This window comes from Photobacterium sp. GB-210, from assembly GCF_003026075.1.
Taxonomy (GTDB): domain Bacteria; phylum Pseudomonadota; class Gammaproteobacteria; order Enterobacterales; family Vibrionaceae; genus Photobacterium.
In genome coordinates this window covers 68794-92671 of the sequence record NZ_PYNU01000006.1, presented here as the reverse complement: position 1 = coordinate 92671, position 23878 = coordinate 68794, and the positions used below count along the sequence as shown (strand labels likewise).

Annotated in this window: 21 protein-coding genes; 14 read left to right on the top strand and 7 right to left on the bottom strand. The window is 37.4% G+C overall.

The features are described 5' to 3' along the window. Positions 1-25: 25 nt before the first annotated feature. The 4 genes from lhgO to C9J38_RS10525 form a co-directional block, all read right to left on the bottom strand. Positions 26-1219, bottom strand: a complete 1194-nt coding sequence (gene lhgO / locus C9J38_RS10540; RefSeq protein WP_107207047.1) for an L-2-hydroxyglutarate oxidase — start codon at positions 1217-1219, stop codon at positions 26-28. 82 nt (positions 1220-1301) lie between these two features. Next, complete coding sequence (locus C9J38_RS10535; protein ID WP_107207046.1) at positions 1302-1835, bottom strand: GNAT family N-acetyltransferase; 534 nt, start codon at positions 1833-1835, stop codon at positions 1302-1304. Between the two features lie 175 nt (positions 1836-2010). Beyond that, the gene (locus C9J38_RS10530) at positions 2011-2526 is read right to left on the bottom strand and encodes an SRPBCC family protein (RefSeq protein ID WP_107207045.1); all 516 of its coding nucleotides are present in this window, start codon (positions 2524-2526) and stop codon (positions 2011-2013) included. 975 nt (positions 2527-3501) lie between these two features. Continuing rightward, positions 3502-4119 carry a hypothetical protein gene (locus tag C9J38_RS10525; RefSeq protein ID WP_107207044.1) on the bottom strand — a complete coding sequence of 206 codons (618 nt, stop codon included), beginning with the start codon at positions 4117-4119 and terminating at the stop codon, positions 3502-3504. A gap of 443 nt (positions 4120-4562) precedes the next feature. Here C9J38_RS10525 and C9J38_RS10520 point away from each other — a divergent pair, with 443 nt between their 5' ends. After that, positions 4563-5138 carry a porin family protein gene (locus C9J38_RS10520; RefSeq protein WP_107207043.1) on the top strand — a complete coding sequence of 192 codons (576 nt, stop codon included), beginning with the start codon at positions 4563-4565 and terminating at the stop codon, positions 5136-5138. 84 nt (positions 5139-5222) lie between these two features. Here C9J38_RS10520 and C9J38_RS10515 read toward each other — a convergent pair whose 3' ends face one another. Then, positions 5223-5633 carry a hypothetical protein gene (locus tag C9J38_RS10515; protein WP_107207042.1) on the bottom strand — a complete coding sequence of 137 codons (411 nt, stop codon included), beginning with the start codon at positions 5631-5633 and terminating at the stop codon, positions 5223-5225. A 284-nt stretch (positions 5634-5917) separates the two neighbouring features. On the opposite strand from C9J38_RS10515, the gene C9J38_RS10510 reads away from it, so the two are divergent. Continuing rightward, positions 5918-6400, top strand: coding sequence for a GreA/GreB family elongation factor (locus C9J38_RS10510; RefSeq protein WP_107207041.1), 483 nt, complete (start codon positions 5918-5920; stop codon positions 6398-6400). A gap of 6 nt (positions 6401-6406) precedes the next feature. Here C9J38_RS10510 and C9J38_RS10505 read toward each other — a convergent pair whose 3' ends face one another. Beyond that, entirely contained in the window at positions 6407-7312 is a 906-nt protein-coding gene (locus tag C9J38_RS10505) for a LysR family transcriptional regulator (RefSeq protein ID WP_107207040.1), read from the bottom strand. 122 nt (positions 7313-7434) lie between these two features. On the opposite strand from C9J38_RS10505, the gene C9J38_RS10500 reads away from it, so the two are divergent. From C9J38_RS10500 to C9J38_RS10475, 6 genes are all read left to right on the top strand, one after another. Further along, positions 7435-10260, top strand: a complete 2826-nt coding sequence (locus C9J38_RS10500) for an FAD-binding and (Fe-S)-binding domain-containing protein (protein WP_107207039.1) — start codon at positions 7435-7437, stop codon at positions 10258-10260. A gap of 329 nt (positions 10261-10589) precedes the next feature. Then, positions 10590-11033 carry an NUDIX domain-containing protein gene (locus C9J38_RS10495; protein WP_107207038.1) on the top strand — a complete coding sequence of 148 codons (444 nt, stop codon included), beginning with the start codon at positions 10590-10592 and terminating at the stop codon, positions 11031-11033. A gap of 79 nt (positions 11034-11112) precedes the next feature. Further along, entirely contained in the window at positions 11113-12162 is a 1050-nt protein-coding gene (locus C9J38_RS10490; protein ID WP_107207037.1) for an HlyD family secretion protein, read from the top strand. After that, on the top strand, positions 12162-13658 hold the full coding sequence (locus C9J38_RS10485) for a DHA2 family efflux MFS transporter permease subunit (protein WP_107207036.1): 1497 nt from the start codon (positions 12162-12164) through the stop codon (positions 13656-13658). Before C9J38_RS10490 ends, C9J38_RS10485 begins: the two co-directional genes overlap by 1 nt. A 355-nt stretch (positions 13659-14013) precedes the next feature. Next, the gene (locus C9J38_RS10480; protein WP_005364106.1) at positions 14014-14223 is read left to right on the top strand and encodes a cold-shock protein; all 210 of its coding nucleotides are present in this window, start codon (positions 14014-14016) and stop codon (positions 14221-14223) included. Between the two features lie 242 nt (positions 14224-14465). After that, positions 14466-14669, top strand: a complete 204-nt coding sequence (locus tag C9J38_RS10475) for a hypothetical protein (protein WP_107207035.1) — start codon at positions 14466-14468, stop codon at positions 14667-14669. 571 nt (positions 14670-15240) lie between these two features. Here the strand turns inward: C9J38_RS10475 and C9J38_RS10470 are convergent. Further along, the gene (locus C9J38_RS10470; protein WP_107207034.1) at positions 15241-15792 is read right to left on the bottom strand and encodes a hypothetical protein; all 552 of its coding nucleotides are present in this window, start codon (positions 15790-15792) and stop codon (positions 15241-15243) included. Between the two features lie 465 nt (positions 15793-16257). On the opposite strand from C9J38_RS10470, the gene C9J38_RS10465 reads away from it, so the two are divergent. The 6 genes from C9J38_RS10465 (at position 16258) to C9J38_RS10440 (ending at position 23872) form a co-directional block, all read left to right on the top strand. Further along, a complete protein-coding gene (locus C9J38_RS10465) occupies positions 16258-17352 on the top strand; it encodes a TRAP transporter substrate-binding protein (RefSeq protein ID WP_107207033.1) in 1095 nt (364 codons plus the stop codon). 89 nt (positions 17353-17441) lie between these two features. After that, positions 17442-17975 carry a TRAP transporter small permease subunit gene (locus C9J38_RS10460; protein WP_107207032.1) on the top strand — a complete coding sequence of 178 codons (534 nt, stop codon included), beginning with the start codon at positions 17442-17444 and terminating at the stop codon, positions 17973-17975. Between the two features lie 12 nt (positions 17976-17987). Beyond that, positions 17988-19274, top strand: a complete 1287-nt coding sequence (locus C9J38_RS10455) for a TRAP transporter large permease subunit (protein WP_045149978.1) — start codon at positions 17988-17990, stop codon at positions 19272-19274. A gap of 95 nt (positions 19275-19369) precedes the next feature. Further along, entirely contained in the window at positions 19370-20737 is a 1368-nt protein-coding gene (locus tag C9J38_RS10450; RefSeq protein WP_107207031.1) for a cache domain-containing protein, read from the top strand. Further along, complete coding sequence (locus C9J38_RS10445; RefSeq protein ID WP_107207030.1) at positions 20718-21362, top strand: response regulator transcription factor; 645 nt, start codon at positions 20718-20720, stop codon at positions 21360-21362. Before C9J38_RS10450 ends, C9J38_RS10445 begins: the two co-directional genes overlap by 20 nt. 134 nt (positions 21363-21496) lie before the next feature. Continuing rightward, positions 21497-23872, top strand: a complete 2376-nt coding sequence (locus tag C9J38_RS10440; protein WP_107207029.1) for a S8 family serine peptidase — start codon at positions 21497-21499, stop codon at positions 23870-23872. The last annotated feature ends 6 nt before the right edge of the window (positions 23873-23878 follow it).

Below are 23878 nucleotides of genomic sequence, written 5' to 3'. Positions count from 1 at the left end.
TTGGCGAGTATATCAAAAACATCACTCACTCATAGCGTAGCTTATCAACAATATACTGAGCGATAGGAAAGCATGACGTAGCCGCTGGTGAAGGCGCGTTACATACGACAAGACTTAATGTTGTTTGATGAAACATAAAATCATCAATCAGTTGGCCTTGTTTATTCACCGCTTGGGCTCGTATCCCACATGGATACGGTTGTAAATCAGAGGTTGTTAATTGAGGGTAATAGCTCTGTACTTTAGCTAAATAAGAAGGTTTCCATACTGCTTGAGTAAACTCTGTCAATGCTGATGATAAGTGTTTGTATAGCAGAGGATATAAGCCTTTAAAGCTAAGTAAGTCCAAACTATCTTTAAGATTAAACATTGGTGAATCATAAGCTTCACGCGCAAAATTGAGGACGGCATTGGGTCCAACAGTAATGCTGCCATCGATCATTTTAGTTAAGTGGATCCCTAGAAAAGGCAAGGTAGGATCTGGGACAGGATAGATTAAATGGTTTATTTGATCGTAGTGCTTGTTTGGGAGTTGATAGTAATCGCCTCTAAAAGGAACAATAGAAAATGAGGGTTGAGTACCGAGCATAGAAACAATTCTATCGGATTGTAGTCCAGCACACGCAATTAATTTACCCGCGACAAATGTTTTCGTTTTACATTTAACAGCAACGCTATCAGTCTTTTCTTCTATTGCTTCAACGGTTTGGTTAAAAATAACATGACCGTTGTGATGTCGGATCAACTCAACAAGTTTTTGACAAATCAATCGATAATTAACGATGGCAGAATCTGGGACAAAAATAGCACTCATGCCTGTAATGTTAGGCTCTTGTTGTTTCAGTGCATGCTGATCAAGAAGGGTGATATCAATATCAAGATGAGCAGCTCGTATTGCTAGTTGTTGTAATCGTTGTTGCTCGGAAGTGTTTGTGGCAACGACTAATTTTCCGCATTGTTCGAAAGGAATATCAAATTCATTACAAAAGGCTTTAATAGCTTGATTACCACGAAGACAAAAATCACTTTTTAAGCTGCCTGGAGGGTAATAAATACCAGCATGTATGACACCACTATTGTGGCCTGTTTGATGGAAAGCTTCATGAGCTTCTTTTTCGATAACCCATATCTTTTTTTGGGGAAAACGTTGTTGCAGCTCCCATGCTGTACTTAATCCAATTATTCCAGCCCCAATAACTAGAAAGTCACAATCTAACACTAAAACCTCCCATTGGTATGGCGATGCGTGATGAGAGTTATCATAAGGCTACTTACTATACGGAGTCGTTATTCAGTCGGTATCATGCTGAGGTTGTGATCTCATACAGTGAAATGTCATCATTTATATTGTCTATAGAAGCAATAGAAAGTTTATCAACAGGGCACATACCCACTTTTAGCATGACCTTTGCAGGATCTGTGATGCTTTTACTGTGGCGACCATAAATATGTTTGAGATGTAATCGGTTAAAACCAAACTCTTTAAGACGTTCAACCGCTTCAGTACAATATCCATTGCCCCAGTAAGGTACACCAATCCAATAACCCAATTGACCACTCCCGTTTTGTATATTTTCAAGTCCAGCACAGCCAACCAGTTGGTGATTTGCTTTTAATGTTATCGCAAAGATTGCTGAGTTCTGGGTGAGCCAACCACCTAAATGCTTACCAATCCATTTACCCGCCATACCGTCAGAGTAAGGATGAGGAACATTGATAGTACTATTTGCAATATCGATGTTGCCTGCTAAATGTTGAATTTTTGTCGCATCTGATAATTGTAGTGGACGAAGAATTAATCTGTCAGTTGTTAGTAGTGGTTGTGATTGGTACATAGTCTTAACGACCTCTCAACGTAGTTATTAATGCAATTAAAGGCATATTGTTGAGCTATTAAAACGTATTTTGATATGTACGTCCTCGATTCAATCAAAGATCGCGCAACAAGAGGCATGTTTATGGGAAGAGAAAATCAAAAATGTAGAGTTGATCGCGATTTGCTGTTGCGCATTATTTAATGCGGGCTTTGGTTGGAATGTCTTTTATTGAAGTGGTATTACGTGAATAAGGTTTCGCTGTCGTTGTGGATTTCCACATATCTTCACTGTGTTTAATAACGTTTGCTAGTGCTTGTTTTAAGAAGTTTTGTATTTGAAACTTAATTAACCAGCCAGTGCCTTTAATTTTAGGGGAAAAAGTAATGCGATAATGAATTTTACTTTGGGTTGCATTGATACTTTTAAACTTTATCCACCCGCCATGTTCATTCACTGGAGCGCCTTGAATTATTTGATAGTGAATGTGTTCATTTTCTTTAAAATCAATGATTTGCTCTTGATATGTAAATGGCCCTTGAATGACTTCGCGTATAGCACCGATCCCATTAATCTCTGGTTTTCCTGAGCGAATCAACGAGTACTGAGCATTAAAAAAACGCCCTAATTTAGCGTGATCAGAAAGTAATGCAAAGAGGACGGTTTTAGGTACATTAGCGGTTACCTCTAAAGTAACGGTATGAATCGTCATTATCGTCTCCATAGCACTTAATTACATCTAACATACCATTTACAATTGGTTGTTGGAAGCCAAAGCGCAAGCTTTAAAGGGATTTTTTCTTTTTTATGATGGTATTAAAAGGAATGAATTGGTGATGATATTAATAATAAAAAGTGAAAATTGGCTGTTTTGATTAAATTTTTGAGAGGGTAGGACGTTGGTATAGATTGCCGATAGCTATAAAAATATACTTATTTTGCAATAGGTTAAGATTATCGTTAATAAGGTATGATCACTTGTATAATAAAATAAAGAGTTGAATCACAAAAAAAATCTATTTTAGTGGTTGTCAAATGAGCAAAAGATACATATATTAAATTGTCGATATAAATTGTTCGAGGTTTTTTAAAGTAAGAAAACGTAGCTGATAATATTTAGCTATGGTTGCATTTCAATACTTCCTATCGAACCCATATCTATAAAAATCATTTTAATAATCTACTGTGAACTTTTCTGATAGTTTGCTGCCTAAGATATATTAATAAAAAAGATGTTCACAAAAAAACTATTGTGATGTCATGTTTATGTCACATCAAGTTGTTTAAGTAGAACAGATAAGTAAAGAGTAAGAACGGTATTAATTTTAGTGATATCAACCTTACTCATATAAGATTAATGAGAGGTTTTAAATGAAAACACGTAACCGTAGACAGTGGTTTTACTATAAAAATCAAACTACTAAAGTTGAAAAAGCATAATCAATGCTGACAGAAAGGCTTTCTTTTAGGTGATTCAGAAAGTCTTATACATTTAGCAAATCCCCCGTTAAATGTTCAAAATCTTAGGAATGTAAATTTAAATACTTATTGAGTATCAGTGGCCAGAAATAAATGAATATTTCTGGCTTTCTTATATTTAAATTCGCATTTAACTATATTTAGATAGGCATTTAAATTAAAAGGCAAACGATTGCTATTTTTAAATGCAAAATAATCCAATGGCTTGTTAATTGATAATACGACCTTTTATTTTTGCATTATCTGGAATGCTTGTTATTTGAGTGCCCTTAATGTGGATATCGCCATCAACGATGATTTGATTAGGAAGTTTAGTTATTTTGCTGTTGTTTAAGTAAAGATCCCCTTTGACATAAAGGTTATCTGGAAGCGTTTGGATCTCCGTTCCCATTAAACTGAGATCTCCCTTTACTCTCATACCATAGTTAAGTGCTTTAATTTTTGAATGAGCAAGGTTAACGAATCCATCGACGTTAAATACCACGGGGAGGTACTCAACTTCAGTATAAGCAAGATTAAGATTACCATTTACAGTCAGGCTACGTGGAAGTTGTGAAATCTTGCTTTTTTCAAGATTCAAGTTACCAGTGATCACAAGAGGATCGGGTAGTTGTATATCTCTACTATTTCTTAATGAGACATTGCCATATGAATCGACATAGTTCAGTAAGTGAATAGGTGAAAGAGCATAAGCATATAGCGGCGCAGAGCTAGCTAGCAATAAGAAAGTGGCGAACGTATGCAGCGTCAATCTTGTTTTTAATTGTTTTTTCATGATTTCGTTATTCGTCATGCTTGAGTTTGGTTGTTCACGAGTGATGTCCATATTATTGCTATCGTGTTTAAAGTGGTTAACTTTAATTATTACCTTATTAGTAATGAAATTTTGTTATTAGAGTAAATAGCGAAAGACTGTTTTGGAACCAAGCTCAACATAAACAAAGCATTCATTCTAAAAAGTCATTAGCTGACAGTCTACGCGAAAAATAAAAAGCATAGTAATGAACCAGAAATCGATTTCTATTTTCTAAATGAATTATCATGTGTTTGAAATAAATACTTACACTTGAAGTGCTTTTTAGACGCTTAAATTCAGCTCTATTCAGGTTGCATTTAGTTAATAAAATAGTGTTTTATTTGTTAAGTTTTCGTACAGGAGAGATGCTTTAGTTTTGTTGCTAACGAAAAGACACAGGTATTTTGAAAGCCAATTAATCTTCCCTTTAGATTAATGACTTTCACTAATAACAATAAGTTAGGAATAAAATCATGAAAAAGTCTATTTTATCTACGGTCGTTTTAGCAGGTATCGTATCAGCGCCAGCGATGGCAACAAATGTGGAAACATTTATGGGTGGTGGTGTGGGTTATCAATTAGATAACTTTAAAGATGCAGCTAAAATGCATAGTGAAGATGCTAGCTATCAAATCCGTGGTGGTGTAATTGTCGATAACCATCACCGCTTAATGGCAACTTACGGTTATAAGAAAGATAAATTCAATATCGCTGAATCTGGAGAAGAAACTATCAAGGCTAAGCATAAACAAGATTTATTTTTAGTTTCTTATGATTACCTAGTACCAGTCACTTCTAATATTAACCTTTTTGCTGGTGCGTCAATGGGTGCTGCTCATAATAAATTAACAGCTAAGACATCAGAAGCGAGTGGTAAAGATAGCTCTACTGATTTTGTATGGGGTGGACAACTAGGTGCAATGGTTCAACTAACGGATAATATTTCATCAGATCTTACATACCGTTATCTTGATCAAAATTACAAAACAGATGGTGTTCGTTTAAAAGGAACAGAGCAAATTGTTTGGAGTGTTGATTATAAATTCTAATAAATTTAATTATTTATAAAAACGTAGCACCTCACATAAAGTGGGGTGCTATGCGATGTAGAAGCTAAAAGGTAAGCAATAAAATTATTTATTTGTTGTAATACTATAATCTGAATCACTACCACTAAGCATAAATGTATTGTCGATAAATCTTTTTATCCTGCCATTTTCAAGTTCGGATTGTTGCATAACACGAAAAGTTCTCTTGATTCCTTCTGTATCTACGGAGTGAGATAAATGCGTGTCTGTTATCTTAGTGCCGTCTTTTGAGGTAAAAAAGTTAACTACTTCAACTTTAACCTTTGCATTCTTTTTCAACCAAACCATACGTTGCTTAAAAGCATCAGCATCATATTCTTTATCGTTAATATTTATATAGCAATCTTCCGTAAAATAATGATGAAACTTTGATGTATCAGGGTTGACTAATATTTCCTGATATAACTTCTCGTAAGTTTTTATATTATCCCAGTCAGGAGCTCTTGATTCTGTCATTGAGTGTACCTTTTGTTGTTTTATTAAAGCTGTGGTTACTTTAACAGACTGTTTTATTTTGTTTTGATAGTACACGACAATTGCTAGTGATTTTTCGCCAAAGATTAAGCGACATCTTTAGTCATTATATCTGTCAATGTTACTTTTAATTGATCGTTAAATGCTCTTTTAGGGGGATCTTGTTCTAGATAAGTCGCTTTTTAGGAAGATACACAATGACGAAAATATGAATTCAGACAAAGTCGTATTATGATATGGCGCGTTTGAGATCATAGGCAGTAATAGTGAATAAGCAAAAGTTATTAAATCAGGTACAAATTAGGCTACAACAAATATTAGAAGCGGCGACTGAAGCGGCTTTACGTGCCTATAATACGGCGACTGATGATGAAAATGTTGCCGAAAATCAATATGACACATTGGCGCTTGAAGCGTCTTATTTAGCGCATGGTCAGGCACAAAGAGTAGAAGAGTGCAAAGCTGATATAGCAGCTTATCAAGTATTACAAGCTAACTTACCTAAAGCCTTTGATACTGTACTACTTGGGCATATTGTAACGTTAGCTGATGAAGATGATAACGTGCGTTTTGTTTTTCTGGGCCCCAGCTCTGGTGGACTAGTCGTAACGTTTGATCAGTATTCTGTCACGATAGTGACACCAACTTCGCCATTTGGTGATGCATTGATTGGTCGTGAGATCGGTGAAGAAGTCGATGTTCATATTGGTGATAATGTCACTTGGTATGAAGTTATGGCGATCAATTAAATCATTTTATTTAAAGGTATCTCGGTATTTTTGATAATACTGATAAATATGCTCAATGAAGAGTTTCACTTTCATTGGTTGCTGTTTGGTATACGGATATACCGCATAAATGCCTAATGATTTCGCAACATAATCAGTGAGAACTTCAATCAAGCGACCTTTTTTAAGATCTTCAGCGACTAATACTTTGGGAATGTAGACTAAGCCTTGTCCGTGTAATGCCGCGCCACGTAAAGCAGAAGCGTTATTAGTGGTAAAGTTGCCTTTTACTTTAACGGTATGAATACCTAATGTATCTTCAATTAGCCATTCGTTCGCCCCTGTTTCTTGGAAGCTATAACCCAGACAGTTATGTTTTTCTAAATCATAAGGCTGTGTTGGTATGCCATATTGCTTGATATAGCTGGGGGATGCACATATCACCCAGCGAGCTTGAACCAATTGACGGGCAATAAAGCTTGAATCTGGCATTGCGCCTGTTCTTATCGCAATATCAAATCCTTCCTGTACTAAATCAACAAAGCGATTGTCGAGTTCCATTTCAATATGAATCTCAGGATATTGACGGCTAAATGCTGCAATTGCTTCGGGTAAAATAAGTTCGCCCGAAATGGTAGGGACAGTAATACGGATTTTACCGGTTAAGCTTTCTCCCAATCCACTCATTGCATCTTCTGCATTTTGAACCGCATTGTAGACTTCTCTCGCATGATGATAAAAAACATCACCAGCTTCTGTCAGTGTCAATTTGCGTGTAGTCCGATAAATAAGCTGAACGCCTAACGCTTGTTCAAGTGCTGTGATACGTTTGCTTACCACCGATTTTGTTAAGCCAATGTGTTCGGCTGCTTTGCTAAAAGAGCCTTTATCAATTAGGTGATAAAAAAGGAGTAGATTATTCGTCGTCTTCATTTATTAGTGTACTTTTTTCAACAAACATGTGAATTAGTCAATATTTATCAACCATACAGAGTAAAGTAGAATATACCTATAAGAAATAAAACAATTAACTCGTATATATACATGGAGCCATGATGCAGCAGCCCTACCTTGAACTGATTGCGCTATTAGAACAACAAATAGATAAAAGTCGCATTATCACCGATCCAACACTCGCACTGGCCTATGGTACCGATGCTAGCTTTTACCGTTTAACACCTCAAGTTGTCCTTCAACTGGATAGTTTGCAAGAGGTGATTTTTGCCGTTAAAACGTGCTACGAGCGCCAAATTCCGGTGACATTTAGAGCTGCTGGTACTAGCTTATCTGGTCAAGCTCAGTCCGATTCTGTGTTAATCACGCTGACTCGAAATTGGCGTGATTATGAGATATTAAATGATGGTGAACAGATTTGGCTCCAGCCGGGAATCATTGGTGCTGAAGTCAATGCGTATTTAGCGCCATTTGGCCGTAAAATTGGCCCAGATCCTGGCTCAATCAATACCTGTAAAATTGGTGGTATTGTCGCTAACAATGCGTCAGGTATGTGTTGTGGCACTTCAGAGAATAGTTACCGCACAGTTGCTGGGATGACGGTTGTTTTAGCTGACGGTACAGTGCTAAATACATTAGATAGTGCCAGTGTTGAAGCTTTTAAACTCAGTCATGCAGAAATGATTGATGAGTTGATGACACTCGTCACCCAGTGTCAGGAAGATAGCGAACTGGCAGCTAAGATCCGCCATAAGTACCGTTTAAAAAACACCACAGGTTATAGTCTTAATTCACTGATTGACTTTGATGATCCAATTGACGTTTTGCAACACCTTTTCATTGGTTCAGAAGGCACATTAGGTTTTATTGCTGACGTAACTTACAACACAGTTGTGAATCATGCACACAAAGCATCTGGGTTGTTTGTTTTCAGTGATATTGAGATCACTTGCCTTGCAGTAAGTGAGTTGAGTAAAACTTCAGTCGCTGCGGTTGAATTAATGGATAGCCGTTCTTTAGCTTCTGTTGCCGACAAGCCAGGAATGCCAGGTTTTATCGCAGAGCTTGGTGAAAAAGGTGATACTGAAGCCGCGGCATTATTGATAGAGATTCATGCTGAGAATGAGGCTGCATTACAGCAACAAATTGAACAGTTGCTAGCTATTATTAATGGTTTCTCGCCGATTGCTCAGGTTGATTTTAGTCGTGATACCAAAACCTGTGAGCAGTTATGGGGGATCCGTAAAGAGCTATTCCCATCAGTGGGGGCTGTGCGAGAGACTGGAACCACAGTTATCATTGAAGATGTAGCCTTTCCGATTGAACAATTAGCCCCTGCTGTACGTGAACTACAGGAGTTATTTACTCAGTTCAATTACCATGAAGCGATCATTTTTGGTCACGCATTGGCGGGAAATCTACACTTTGTATTCACGCAGTCATTTGATAGCCAAGTAGAAATAACACGTTATAGTGATTTTATGGATGCAGTGGCTCAGTTAGTGGCCGTTGATTATAAAGGGTCATTAAAAGCAGAGCATGGTACTGGGCGTAATATGGCGCCGTTTATCGAGCTTGAGTGGGGCGCTGATGGCTATCAATTAATGCAAAATATTAAACGCATTTTTGATAAGCGCGGCATTTTAAACCCTGGTGTGATCATCAATGAAGACAAAGAATCACATATCAAAAACTTAAAAGGGATGCCTGAAGCGGATGAGTTGATTGATAAGTGTGTTGAATGTGGTTTCTGTGAGCCTGTTTGTCCTTCTCGTAATTTATCGTTAACACCACGCCAACGTAATACAGTATTTCGTGAAATCTCTCGCTTAAGAAAAACTAACGAAGATCCTAGCCGTCTTGCTGAGATGGAAAAAACCTATCGTTACTACGGCCTAGATACCTGTGCCGCAACAGGATTATGTGCCGATCGTTGCCCTGTTGGGATCAATACCGGCGATCTTGTTCGTAAATTACGTCAAAACCATACAGATAAAGCAAAACAAATTGCGAACTGGACTGCGGATCATTTTTCAACCGTTACGTCAGTAGCTAAAACTGGTTTAACTGTCGCAAATGGTATGCATAAGGTACTTGGCACTAATAAAATGCGTAAGTTGACGAAGGCGGCTTATGACTTATCGGGTCATCGTATTCCGATGTGGTCTTCACATATGCCTGTCGCGGTAAAATCCACTGAAATGTTGAAAGTTAAAAAAGTGGGTCGAGAAAAGATAGTTTATTTCCCGAGTTGTTCTGCACGTACAATGGGCACTGAAGCGAATGCAAAAGATCCTCGACCATTAGTCGATGTGACGATTTCTCTGCTTGAAAAAGCGGGCTATGAAGTTGTTATTCCGAAGGATTTAAACAATCAATGTTGTGGTATGCCATATACCAGTAAAGGTTTTCCTGAAACGGCAGCGAAAAAAGCACAGCAATTAGAAAATGCGCTATGGGAAGCATCTAGCCAAGGAACCTATCCTGTATTAATGGATACCAGCCCTTGTGCAAGTACAGGAAAAGAAACACTACGCAGTGAAATTAAAATCTACGAGCCTTTTGAATTTGTCGCAAATTATGTATTGCCCAAATTAGCTATAACACAGCAAGAAGAGCCTGTGATGTTACACATTACCTGTACTTCACGTCGTAAAGGGTTAGCTGGGGTGATGGAAAAAGTCACGAAAGCTTGTGCGAAGACAGTGATTATTCCAGATGACATTACCTGTTGCGGTTTTGCTGGCGATAAAGGTTTTACCAAACCAGAACTTAACGCAAGTTCACTAGCGCCTTTAAAACGTCAAGTACCTGTAGACTGTACTGAAGGTTATTCAAATAGTCGTACTTGTGAGTTAGGGCTATCTGAACATAGCGGGATAGAGTATCGCTCAATTCTCTATTTAGTTGATAAAGTCAGTATGTAAGTGATCAATTTTTAAATGAAAACGCTGATATGAAAGTATCAGCGTTTTTTTATGTTCAATGAGGGTTATTTATAAAATAAGGCTGTTTGGTTGGAATGCTATTTTAAATGGCTTATTTTGATATATTACATTGCATAAATGATTGGCTGAAAGTTAAGAGAACATGTTGTTTTTTCGTATACTATTAGATCTATAACTCTATTTAAATATATAGATAGATTAGCCGATAGGTTCTTTTCGGATTTGTAATTTATCCGTTATTACTCATCTAACGATGAGTGAATATTCAGCTATGGATTATAAATCCCATATAATATAAAGGGTTTAATATGCATTTTCACTCAACTGCTCGCGGTATTTTAATTAACGATGATGCAGTGCTTGTAACCCGAGTTAAAGGTGATGATAAAACATTTTTACCTGGTGGACATATTGATGCAAAAGAATCAGCAGCGACAACGGTGATTCGAGAATTGAATGAAGAAGCGAACTTAAAGGTTAACATTGATTGTTTTTTGGGGGCCGTAGAAAATAACTGGCATATAGGGCAAGAATTAAATACTGAACTATGCTTATTATTTTTATTGTCATCAAAAACAGATAATAATCTTGATACTATTAAGAGTTGTGAAGCTCATATCGATTATTTTTGGTTAAAAAAAGAAGATCTGGTAACGAGTAATTTATACCCATTAGCATTAAGAGAGTGGCTAATGTCTTCGCAATTAGAATTTACAAAATCCCAACCAGCATTTTGGGGCAGTGATTTGTAAATACGTGATTTATTACAACAATATATATTTATCATCTAGACTCAAATTTAGCGATATTTCAGCTAAATAGGATATTTTAATGGCAACGACTGATAACTCGCCGTCTGAACAACTTCAGACGCCAGAAAATGATTCACATATGTTCCGTAATCTATTAATTTTTGTACTTTTAGCGGCACTGTTAGGAACGGCTGGGTATTTTTATATTCGCCATCAAAAGTTATATCCAGCGACGGATGATGCCTATGTCCACGCCAATATTTTATATGTTGCACCACAAATTAGTGGCAAAGTACTTACAGTCAATGTGAATGATTACCAGCATGTAGCGGAAGGCGATTTATTATTATCGATTGATCCTGCTCCTTTTGAAATAGAGTTAGAAAAAGCAAAAGCTGCGTATGAAGTTGCGACACAAGAAAATAAAGCGACAGATGATGCAATTTTAGCGGCAAGTGCTAATGTACGATCAGCAGACGCTACGCTTGTTGATGTGCAAAAAAATTATCGTCGAGTAATGGATTTAGTGAATCGCAAATTATTACCTTTACAGCAAGGTGATGATGCTAAAGCTAAATTAGCCTCCGCTCAAACAGCATTAGAAGCTGCACGTGCTAAAATGAGCCAGTTAATTAACCAGCAAGGTGCTAAAGGTGATGAAGCGCCTCAGGTTAAGCAAGCGGCGGCAGCATTAAGCCAAGCGACGTTGAATTTATCCTACACCAATATTTATGCTCCCCATGACGGTAGTTTAGGTAAGGTGAGTGTCCGACCTGGCAGTATTGTATCGCCAGGGTTATCTGTCATGCCTTTAATTGAAGATAATACGGCGTGGCTTCAAGCTAATTACAAAGAAAAGTCGATTGGTTTATTAAAACCAGGCATGAAAGCCAGTATTGTTTTAGATATGTACCCAGATGTGACATATCAAGGCCACGTTATTGCCTTATCACCAGCAAGCGGTTCATCGTTCTCATTACTCCCTCCTGAAAACGCAACGGGTAATTGGGTTAAAGTACCTCAACGTTTCCCTGTTCGTATTCAATTTGATGATTTAAAAGGTAAGCCTTTACTTCGTGTTGGAGCGAGTGCGGAAGTCACTATTGATACGTTAACAGAGACTAAGTAATGACGGGTGCTACGTTAACGCCAGCCAATCGGTTGTTGATCACTTTTGCTGTCATGCTATCTGCCATTATGGTGCTGATAGACATGACTATCGCGAATGTTGCTTTGCCTCATATGATGGGAGCGTTAGGCGTAACTTCAGAGCAAGTAACATGGGTGTTAACCTCATATTCGATGGCAGAAGCGATCTTCATTCCTTTAGCGAGCTATTTGGCGCTTAAACTTGGAGTACGTAAATTATTGCTCTTTTCGGTTGCCGGTTTTGTGGCTATGTCTGCTTTATGTGGACAGGCTGACAGCCTTGCTGAAATGGTAACTTTTCGAATATTTCAAGGCGCGTTCGGCGCATCAGTGATCCCCTTATCACAATCTATCATGGTGCAAATATATCCGCCTGAAGAACGTGGTAAAGCAATGGCGTTATTCAGTGTTGGGATATTATTAGGGCCTATTTTAGGCCCTACCGTTGGCGGTATCATTACCGAAAATATGGATTGGCGCTGGATTTTTTACGTTAATGTACCCATTGGTTTGATTTGTTTATCTCTGCTTTATTTCTTTGTGAAGTTAGATGGACGCGGTAAGAGCAAACTAGATTGGCCTTTAGTGATAGGTATGACTATCGGTATTGGGCTGTTACAAATGGTATTAGACAGAGGTAATGAAGAAGGATGGTTTGAATCTAACTTTATTCTGTTCTCTGCGGTGATCAGCGTTATCGCGTGGATTTTCTTTATCGCACGCTCATGGATCACTAAAGGCGATGTTGCTCCTATGTGGTTGCTTAAAGATAGAAACCTTGCTGTTTCTTGTTTAATGATGGCTGGCTTCTCAATGGGGATGTTTGGTATTACCCAATTACAACCTATGATGCTAGAACAGTTACTACATTACCCAGTAGAAGCAACAGGGTTTGCCATGGCGCCCAGGGGATTAACCTCTGCAATTGTACTACTAGTGATTGCTAGATTTATGGATAGATTAGATCCACGTATGCTAGTAGCAGTAGGGCTCGGTTTTAATATTCTTGGTACATACTTAATGATGCAGTATTCAATGAATATTGATTATTACTGGGTAGTAATGCCATCGATTGTTCAGGGGTTAGGGATGGGGCTTGTATTCGCGCCATTAAGCCAAATGGCATATCGAACATTAAGTCATACAGATACAATTGGTGGTGCGGTTATTTTCAACCTTTGCCGAACCATTGGTGGTTCATTTGGTATCTCTATTGTTAATACGTATTTTACACGTACAGAGCAACGAGAGTGGCATGCCTTAGGGGCGGATTTAACATTAACTAATCCGCAATTACAGCAGCAGGCAATGATGCAGCATACAACTGTAACCGATCCTCATTTTATCGCCCAAATCAGTGAGCTATTACATCAGCAGTCAACTTTGCTTGCTTTTGTGTATACCTTTGGATTTATTTTTGTCTCTTACATTGTGCTGTTACCACTCTTAACACTGTTCAAGTTTAAGAAAACATAGTCAGTGCCTAAGAATGTAAATATACATTAATCGAGTGATAGAAAAAAAGCAGATCAATAATGATCTGCTTTTTTATAGGTGATATGTGTATTAAATTATTTTAAATCAGTTGGTTATAATTTATTTTGGTTTTTTTTATAAAAAACAGTTTACAGTCAATACATTTAATGTGATGATGTCTTCGCTCTGTTGTTCAGAGTTATTAATGAAAAGTTAAGTTAAAGAAAATCTCCAGAAGTATCTTCGTTTAGTTGTACCTTTGTGTTTCCTTCGCTTCATCATATTTAATAATTCAAGCTTTCAGTGCATCGCAATTTTGCGATATTTTCTATGAATTTTATATAAGGGACACATTATGTCTAAGTCAACTGGTATCGTTAAGTGGTTCAACGAAGAGAAAGGTTTTGGTTTCATTACTCAAGACAACGGCGGTGCTGACGTATTCGTTCACTTCCGTGCTATCGCTTCTGAAGGTTTCAAAACTCTTGCTGAAGGCCAAAAAGTGTCTTTTGAAGTAGAGCAAGGCCAAAAAGGTCTTCAAGCTGCAAACGTTGTAGCTCTTTAATTTTATAGTTTCTATAAGATTTCTAAGTGGTGTAACTTGTTACACCACTTAATCCAAAAATATCTTCTGCGCTACACTCTTCGAAATACTTTACTCATCTTTGTTTTACTTCTTAGCAGTTTTGCTAATCGCTATATTCATAATCTTCATTAAAAATTCATAACGCTATAAAACCGTTGATAATTAGCTTTACTAATGTCATAGCTAAAATTCATCAACGCGACAATTTAAAGAGGTATATTATGATTATCAACTTCAAGGTTAATGATCTTAGCTGGAATGCATCTATGCATCAGTTAAATAGTGATGTATTGCGCCGACATGTTTTAATTAACGGTAAGCTAGATACATTAGATGTCAACTTTACGTACTGTGAACAATCAGAAAAAGGCATTATTACTAATCACAATAATAAAGAGATTGGGCATTTTTCAATTATTGATTAAGGTTTAAAATAACATGTTTGCAAGTCATGGTTTATTTAAAGCAGAGAGGCAGAACGGGGTGTCTGCCTTAAACTAAAACTAGCAAATAGTTACCCGTTAGTAAGTAAAAATCATCATTTGTCTATGGTTATGTTGGCTTACATACACTTCCTTTATTTTCCCATATTGCCAACAATAATAACTTTCTCTCCCTTGTTTATTCTGTATCCTCGTTAATAAAAACATTGAACGTCACAACTAACGTGATAGAGCGCCTCCAGTGCTGCCTTCCACACCATCGCGATAAAAAGCAGTTGTCCCTTAGCATCGATTCTCCCAGCTATGATCCTTCTATGAACGGCTTGATGTTCAACACACCTAGCTTGTCGATGATCCTGACGTATCTATTTGTATCCCTTATTAAATTATATGTAGTCAACTTACTTGGTGAGTGTCATTCTCTATGTGTAGTAAAGGGCTAGGTTGATTTTGGCACTGAATTGAATGTGCAAAAGGTAGGATAATGTGGCGCTCGTTATAAAAAAGCTGCAGAACGTTGCGCTCTACAGCTTATTAATAAACCAGTGAGATCTTAATGATTTTCAGCTAGTAGTTGTTCTTGTGTCTGATGACGTGTCGAATATAGTTTGTAGCTCATAATAACAATCACTAATGCTTTAATGATCATCATTTGTGGATTGCCATAATATCCTGCCATACCAACAAAACCTGATGTTAGCATTAACATGCGATAATTTTTCAGTGAAGTCATATAAAGCGCGGCAACAATAACGGCTAAATCTAAATATTGTAATGCGACAGTAATCGTTGGCTCTGCAATGAAAGCACTAATAGCAACGTAAGTTATATATATAATGGCAGATGCCATAATGGCAGCGAGTGTGTGGACTATTGCCTTCCCCATTTTGGTGAAGTCTTTTACATAGCGATAAGCATTAATCGCATTAACGGAAAGGTTTAAAATTACTTTCGGCCACCATCCCATTAGAATTGACCAAACAGTATCATTTGTTGCAGATGCAAAAGCAGCATAACGAGTGAATTTCATGCTGTTAAATATAGTAAGCAGGATATATAAGACGACGGAAGTCCAGCCTAATACTTCTTTTAATAGATCAACCAATGTAAATATCTCTCAGTGATGTCATTGATAGTAATGACATTTAATAGTGCTTGATTCTGTTTATTAACGTTTAAGCAACATTAGTTACTTGTTGTTAAGCTAATTTCGAGGGATCCTACCACAGTTGTCATTTCCATGACATTAGATGAAGCTTCATATTTCAACTAATTTCTTCTTATACGGAATGAATTAAATGTGCAGAGTTCACATAAATTATATCTTATTCAGCGAATCGTTATTCTTGATTAGTACGTATAAATACGTAGTGTAAGTTTTTTTATAACTTATTGATAAATAATAATTTAAATTTTATCGATACGATTTTATACGTAGTTTTCTTTTTGTGTTTATTAACGGTTTTTAACTTTTAATCCGTAGTCCTTCTCATTTTATCTTGTATAGCGTTAAGCCAAAGTATGTTGAAGATCATTTTGTAGCCTAATCATATAAAGCAAGGATGAGAGAATGACTATTATTGGTAGCGTAGTGAAACGTGTGGTGAAAAAAAGCCTAATCGTTGCACTAGGGTGTGTTGCTATTCTGGCAACAAGCGCACAAGCATCAGAAAAAGTATACCGTTTAAAATTAGCTGAAACATGGGGACCCAATTTTCCGATCTTTGGTGATGCCACAAAGAACATGGCGGCGATGGCAGAAAAAATGTCTAACGGCCGTTTGAAAATTCGTATTGACTCTGCCAATAAGCACAAAGCACCACTTGGTATCTTCGATATGGTGAAATCTGGTCAATACGATATGGGACATTCAGGATCGTATTACTGGAAGGGGAAGGTTCCAAACACCTTATACTTTACCTCTATGCCTTTTGGTATGACCCCTGCTGAGCAATATGCGTGGTTCTATCATGGTGGTGGTATGGAGTTGATGGAGCAAGTCTATTCACCTCATAACTTGCTTTCATTTCCTGGCGGTAATTCAGATATTCAAATGGGGGGATGGTTTCAAAAAGAGATCAATACCGTTGATGATCTGAAAGGGTTGAAAATGAGAATCCCTGGTTTTGCGGGTGAAATTCTTGCTGAAGTTGGTGCTAAGCCAACCAATATTGCACCAGGAGAGCTCTATACTTCACTTGAGCGAAATACCATTGATGCGCTTGAGTGGGTAGGCCCATCATTAGATTTGCGCATGGGTTTTCATAAAATAGCACCTTATTACTACACAGGTTGGCATGAGCCAGGATCAGAATTACAGTTCCTAGTGAATAAGCGCACATGGGAGCGTCTACCTGCCGATCTTCAAGAGATCTTACGTGTTGCAATGCGTACTGCGGCTTATGATATGTATACCCAAGCTACTCATGCAAGCGGTAAAAACTGGTCAACAATTCAACAAACTTACCCTGATATAAAAGTGAAAGATTTCCCGCCAGCAGTGATGAAAGCATTACGTGACGCGAATGATCGCCTCCTTGCACAACATGCAGAAAAAGATGAACAAGCAAAAGCGATTCAAAAATCACAAGCGGATTATCTAAACCAGGTACGTTCATGGACCAATATATCTCATCGTGCCTACCTTAATAGCCAAGCGCAATAAGTCTGTTTAAATAAGGACGTTATTATCCTGCCATTTATGCATATAAGATCGCAGTTATGCGTATTTGGTGGGATTCCATGGAGTAAGGAATGAAAAGTCTGATTACGCTAGAGCGTTTTTTTAATCGTATTGGTGATGTGCTCGGTTGGTTTGCCAGTATCCTATTTATATTATTATTAGTTAATGTCGTTTATGACGTTGTTATGCGCTACGTTTTTAATGATGTTTCCATTGCCCTTCAAGAAATGGAATGGCACCTGTTTTCCGCTGTGTTTTTACTTGGCGTTCCTTACGCGATCCGTTCTGCGGGACATGTTCGTGTTGATGTTTTTTATGAGCGTCTATCCCGTAAAAGCCAAGCGATCATTGATATTTTAGGTACACTTTTCTTTTTACTACCTTTTTGTTTACTGGTGGCATGGTATGGCATTGATTTCGCCAAAGAGAGCTATGCATTAGGCGAAACATCTGGCGATCCTGGTGGTCTTGCTTATCGATGGATAATTAAAGCAATGATCCCTCTCTCATTTGGCTTAATGGCGATCAGCGGTTTAGGGCTGGTTGTTCACTCATTAAATACCTTATTTAATCCGCACCACGCGGCATTAAAACAAGATCAGTAAAGGAATACGTCAATGATCGGAATCGTGATGTTTTTTGTTGCATTATTTGCCTTATTACTGGGCTTTCCTGTGGCATTTACTTTTGGCGGAATAGCCTTAATTTTTGGTGTTTGGGCTGAAGGTTTCGACATGTTTGCATTTATGCCTTATCGCATTCAGTCAATCATGGAAAATACGGTGCTTATGGCGGTGCCTCTGTTTGTTTTTATGGGCTTAGTGCTCCAGAAAACCCGTTTAGCTGAGCAGTTATTAGAGTCAATGGGGCGTCTGTTTGGTGGCGTTCGTGGTGGTATTGCAATTTCGACTGTACTCGTTGGTGCATTACTCGCGGCATCAACGGGTGTGGTCGGGGCATCTGTTGTTGCGATGGGGCTTATCTCATTACCCGTTATGCTCAAATATAATTACGATAAAGGCCTTGCGTGTGGAACTATCTGTGCATCGGGGACATTAGGACAAATTATTCCACCATCGATTGTATTAATACTATTAGGTGATGTGCTAGGTGTGCCTGTTGGTGATTTATTTCAAGCGGCTATTTTACCGGGTTTTGTATTGGTAGGTGCGTACGTCGCTTATATTTTAATTTATGCCAAGCTTAACCCTGAAGCGGCACAGCCAATTGAGCGAGATGACAGCATTAGTCGTTCGCAAGAGGTTTTTACTGCGTTAAAAGCGGTTATTCCACCATTAGCGTTAATTATCGTGGTGCTAGGTTCTATTTTTGCAGGTATTGCGACGCCTACAGAGTCTGCTGCATTAGGTGGATTTGGCGCGATTGTGTTAGCAATTTTATATCGCATGTTTAGTTGGAAAATGATCTATGAGGCAGCAAAAGAAACGGTAAAAGTCACGGCAATGGTCTTTGCTATTTTGTTAGGTGCGACCGCATTTTCGATGGCATTTACCTACACTGGTGGTGATTACTTAGTTGAAGAATGGATGATGGCACTACCCGGTGAAAAGTGGGGATTTTTGATCATTACTATGCTGGTTATTTTAATACTTGGTTTCTTTATCGATTTTGTTGAGATCTGTTTCATTATCGTACCGATTTTAGCGCCTGTTGCCGAAGCGATGGGATTAAATATGACTTGGTTTGCCATACTTGTCGCGATGAACCTTCAAACTTCATTTTTAACACCACCATTTGGCTTTAGTTTGTTTTACTTGAAAGGTGTTGCACCTGCAGGTGTCACGACACGTGATATTTACCGTGGAGTTATGCCATTTATCGCTATTCAAATTGCGGTACTGGCTTCTATTTTGATTTTCCCGAATTTCTATGGCATGGGTTAATATTGATAATGTGATCTATAAAAGTAAAAAATGATAATAAATTGTTAATATGAGCTGGTGGTAAAACATCAGCTTTTTGCTGTTTGGAGGTCTCTATGCCATTAAAAGCAAAATTGATCTTATTAACCTTATTACCGTTACTGATTGTGACTGTCAGTATCAGTTGGATATCGATTTATCAGGCAAAAACCTTAGGCCAGAAAGAAGTCACTGTTTTTCGTGATAGTTTAATTGATGCCAAAGAAGCAGCATTGAAAGATAGCGTTGATCTTGCTTTAAATGCCATTTCCCATATTTATCATGATTCTACAATTGATGTTGATATAGCGCAGCAGCGTGTTAAAGCAATATTGACTAATTTACGTTATGGAAAAGACGGTTACTTTTTTGTTTATGATAAAAATGGAGTCAGTTTAGTTCATCCGATCATGCCTGAGTTGATTGGTAAAAATCTTATTAAGATACAAGATGAACAAGGCGATTTTTTAATTGCTTCTTTGTTATCGCAAGCACAAAGTGGGGGGGGCTATCATCAGTATTTATGGCAGAAACCATCAACGGGAGAAACGGTTACTAAGTTAAGTTATTCCGCATGGTTAGATAAATGGGATTGGATGATTGGTACCGGATTATATATTGAAGATGTCAGCCAAGATGTCGCGATTATGCAGCAAGCGATTAACCATAATATTGATACGATCTTCTTTTCCATTGTGGTGATATTAACAATAACTGTCGCAGTAATTATCGTGATCACATTGGCAATTAACTTACATGAACATCGATTGGCTGATAGAAATCTTAAAGAGTTAGCGCATAAAACGGTCTTATTTCAAGAAGCTGAAAAAAAACATGTCGCCCGAGAATTACATGATGGGATCAATCAGTTATTAGTCTCAAGTAAATGTCACTTAGAGTTACTTAGCCTTCAGTCCATTGATGTAAAGTTTGTCGATTACCTGAATAAATCGATGCATTCCTTAACATTAGCGATTAATGAAGTAAGGCATATTTCTCATAAATTACGCCCAAGCTCTCTGGATGATATTGGTTTAGAAGCGGCACTCACCACATTATTACAAGACTATCAATCTCACGCCGGTACATCAGTTGATATGCTATTTGATACAAAGGCTGGAAAGCTAGACTCTGATGTTGCAACAACACTTTATCGGGTAGTACAAGAATCGCTAAATAATATTGTTAAGCATGCAGATGCGACGCATGTTGAAGTGCATTTGAAACAACTTGGAAAGTTATTGCAATTGATCATTCGAGATAATGGAAAAGGATTTGATAGCCAAAATCGTTATCATTTAAAAGGGATTGGTTTGCGAAATATGCGCGAGAGAGTGGAGTTTATTGGTGGCGAGTTTGATCTTAATAGTGAGCCCGGATTTGGTACTGAACTCACCGTATTATTAAACTTGGATGGTTTAGTGTATGACAGAACAAACGATTAAAATTGTGATAGTCGATGATCATCAAGTGGTGATTGATGGTTTTATGGCAAGGTTACAATTAGAGCCTGATATCGAGGTCATTGGTACTGCAAGTAATGGCTTAGAGGCACTAGATACCGTCAGTTATCTTCAACCTGACGTTATTTTAATGGATATCAGTATGCCCATCATGAACGGTATTGATGCAACAGAGCAAATTAAAAAAACACTGCCTAATGCAAAAGTATTGATGCTGACGATGCATGATAACCGTGAATATATCATGAAGGTAATGCAGGTTGGTGCAATGGGCTATATGTTGAAAGAAATTTCGGCAGAAAAAATGGTTCAAGCGATTAAAACAGTGAATCAAGGTGCGACATATTTTTGTGAAACGACGAGCCAAACTATTTTTACTCAGACATCTTCACCAGTGAAAAGCCCTGATATTAATCCTTTGAGCCGTCGCGAAGAAAGGGTACTTAAACATGTTGCCGAAGGGTTGAGCAGTAAGCAAATTGCTAAAGCATTAGAGATTAGTTATCGGACCGTTGAGACGCATCGTCAGAATATAAAACATAAGCTTGAATTGCATTCAACAGCCGAGTTAGCGAAATATGCATTAGAAAAAGGGCTTATTGAATAGTATCCAATTATTTTGAAAAAATAGATCTTTCATTATTTATTTACTATATCAATCGCAAAAAATAGTTTTGGTTGTTTAATTCTTATATAAGTTATTTGTAAAGTAAGTTCTTATTGTGTTGATAAGGATTTCAAATGAAAAAAATTATAATAATGAATACCTTAGTCTTTCTAAGTTTGCTAGGTTGTGGTGGTGGAGATAGCGGCGATACAGAAAATAAAGGTGATACAAGTATAACCAAAGATAGAAATAGTAAACCTAAATTGAATGGAAGTAATGTTTATTACTACATTGGTAATGATGCTCTCACTCAAAAGTTACCTATCACTGACCAAGATGGTGATAGAGTAACGTTTGAAATCATTAACTCTCCAAAAAGTGGTAACTTTTCAATTGATAATGAAAATAGTGAATTTACATTTATATCTAATTTGTCATCAATAAAAGAAGAGGTTGTTTCTTTAATCGCTTCGGATGGTATTGATGAAACTGAATTTGAGATTACTTTAAAGCCTGAGTTGGTACTTAAACCTGAAGAATTTGAAAGCTTAAACAATATAGTTGAAGGAAAGTTTGAATTTATTGCCGGCGCTGATGTTGAGTTTAGCTATAACGTAATATCAGATGATAATACTCCGTCGTTTATACCGTTAATAAGTGATGTAAATAGAGCGCAAATACCTGATGTCAATTCTTTTGTAATTAATAACGATGGTTCTTTTAAATTAACGGCACAGCCTTATTCAGAGCCCATTTATATTGATGTTACGTTAACAAGTAACAATAAAACGGTAACTGCTCAAATAAAGTATTTAACAGAGCAAAAGAATATCAATATTGATGCTTTTTCCGATCCATTATATTTCCAACAATGGCATCTAAATAATACAGGTCAAGATGCTTACGCGTTATCAAAGGCAAGTGAAGGATTTGATATTAATATTGGCCAACTGCACGCTCAAGGGATCACTGGAAAGGATATTCATGTCGCTATTGTTGATTCCGGTTTAGAAATTGCGCATGAAGATTTAGTTGAGAATGTTATTCCTGGTATGTCATATGATTTCGTCGAGCAGGATAATGATCCTAGTCCGAATCAATATGAAACATATGGTGATCATGGTACCTCAGTTGCGGGGTTAACCGCTGCTGTTGGTTTTAATGGTAAAGGGGGGCGCGGTGTTGCTCCATCTGCATCTTTGTCTGGTTTTAATTACCTGAAAGAACAAGGTCTGGATGTGTTTTATGAAACACACGGTGGTGATAAAACTCAAACTGCTGATGTCATAAATCAAAGTTATGGCTTTAATAGCAATATCTTTTTTCCAGTCAAATATTCATCTAATGAAACGCTGATTTTAAAATCATATTATGAAACGGCGAGTAAACCAGCGTTAATGATCAAATCTGCGGGCAATGGATTTAAATGGTTAAGTAATTATAAGCGTGTAGATAGTATTGAAGAAGAGGAACGCTTACCTGCTCAAATAGCTAATTCAGATCCTGAAAATGCGAGTTTTTATAATACGGTCGTTTCTGCTTTAAATGCCAATAGAGAAACACCATTATCGAGCTATTCAACGGTAGGATCTTCTGTATTGTTTGCTGCTCCTGGTGGAGAATATGGCTATGAATATCCTGCTATGATAACAACGGATGTTGCTGGCTGTGACCGAGGATATTCAATTGAGTATGAATTTGGCGGCTATTCTGGTGGATTAGATGATGAAATACAGAGTGAATCAGAGTGTAGCTATACTTCAAAATTTAATGGTACATCATCTGCGGCGCCTATAGCATCTGGGGTTGCAGCATTAATTATGCAATCAAACCCTGAATTATCGTGGCGTGATGTGAGATATATCATGGCAAAAACAGCCACAAAAATAGATTTAGATTTTGCGCCCGTTATTTTATCACAAGATGGAGAGCAGTATATTGCAGAACCCGGTTGGGTTACTAACGGGGCTGGGAATAGTTATCATAACTGGTATGGCTATGGCATGATTAATGCTGTTGAAGCTGTACAAATGGCAACTCGAAATTATACATTATTACCTCCGTTGATTGAGTCGGAATTTATCACTAGTGATGTTATCGGAGCTGTTGATATTCCAGAAAATTTTGAAGGAATAACAAAACAAATTGAAATTACCGATGATATAACAATTGAGGCTATTCAACTAAAACTTGATTTAGACCATGAAAGAATGAGTGATATCGCCGTTGAAGTTATTTCCCCTTCAGGTACACGATCTGTTGTTGCGACACCAAGACATTTACATTATATCAATCCGAAAAATTACTTTGGATATGATGCTGAAATTCTATTTCTTAGTCATGCATTTTTAGATGAAGTCGCTGCTGGTATTTGGACTGTTAAGATTGTTGATACAAATAAAAACACTATGAAGATAGTTGATTACGATGATAACGAGCTGGAATTGCCTAACAACTATTTCTCAGGTTTGTTATTTGATGCCAGTATCAAAGTTTATGGACATAAATAAGGATTT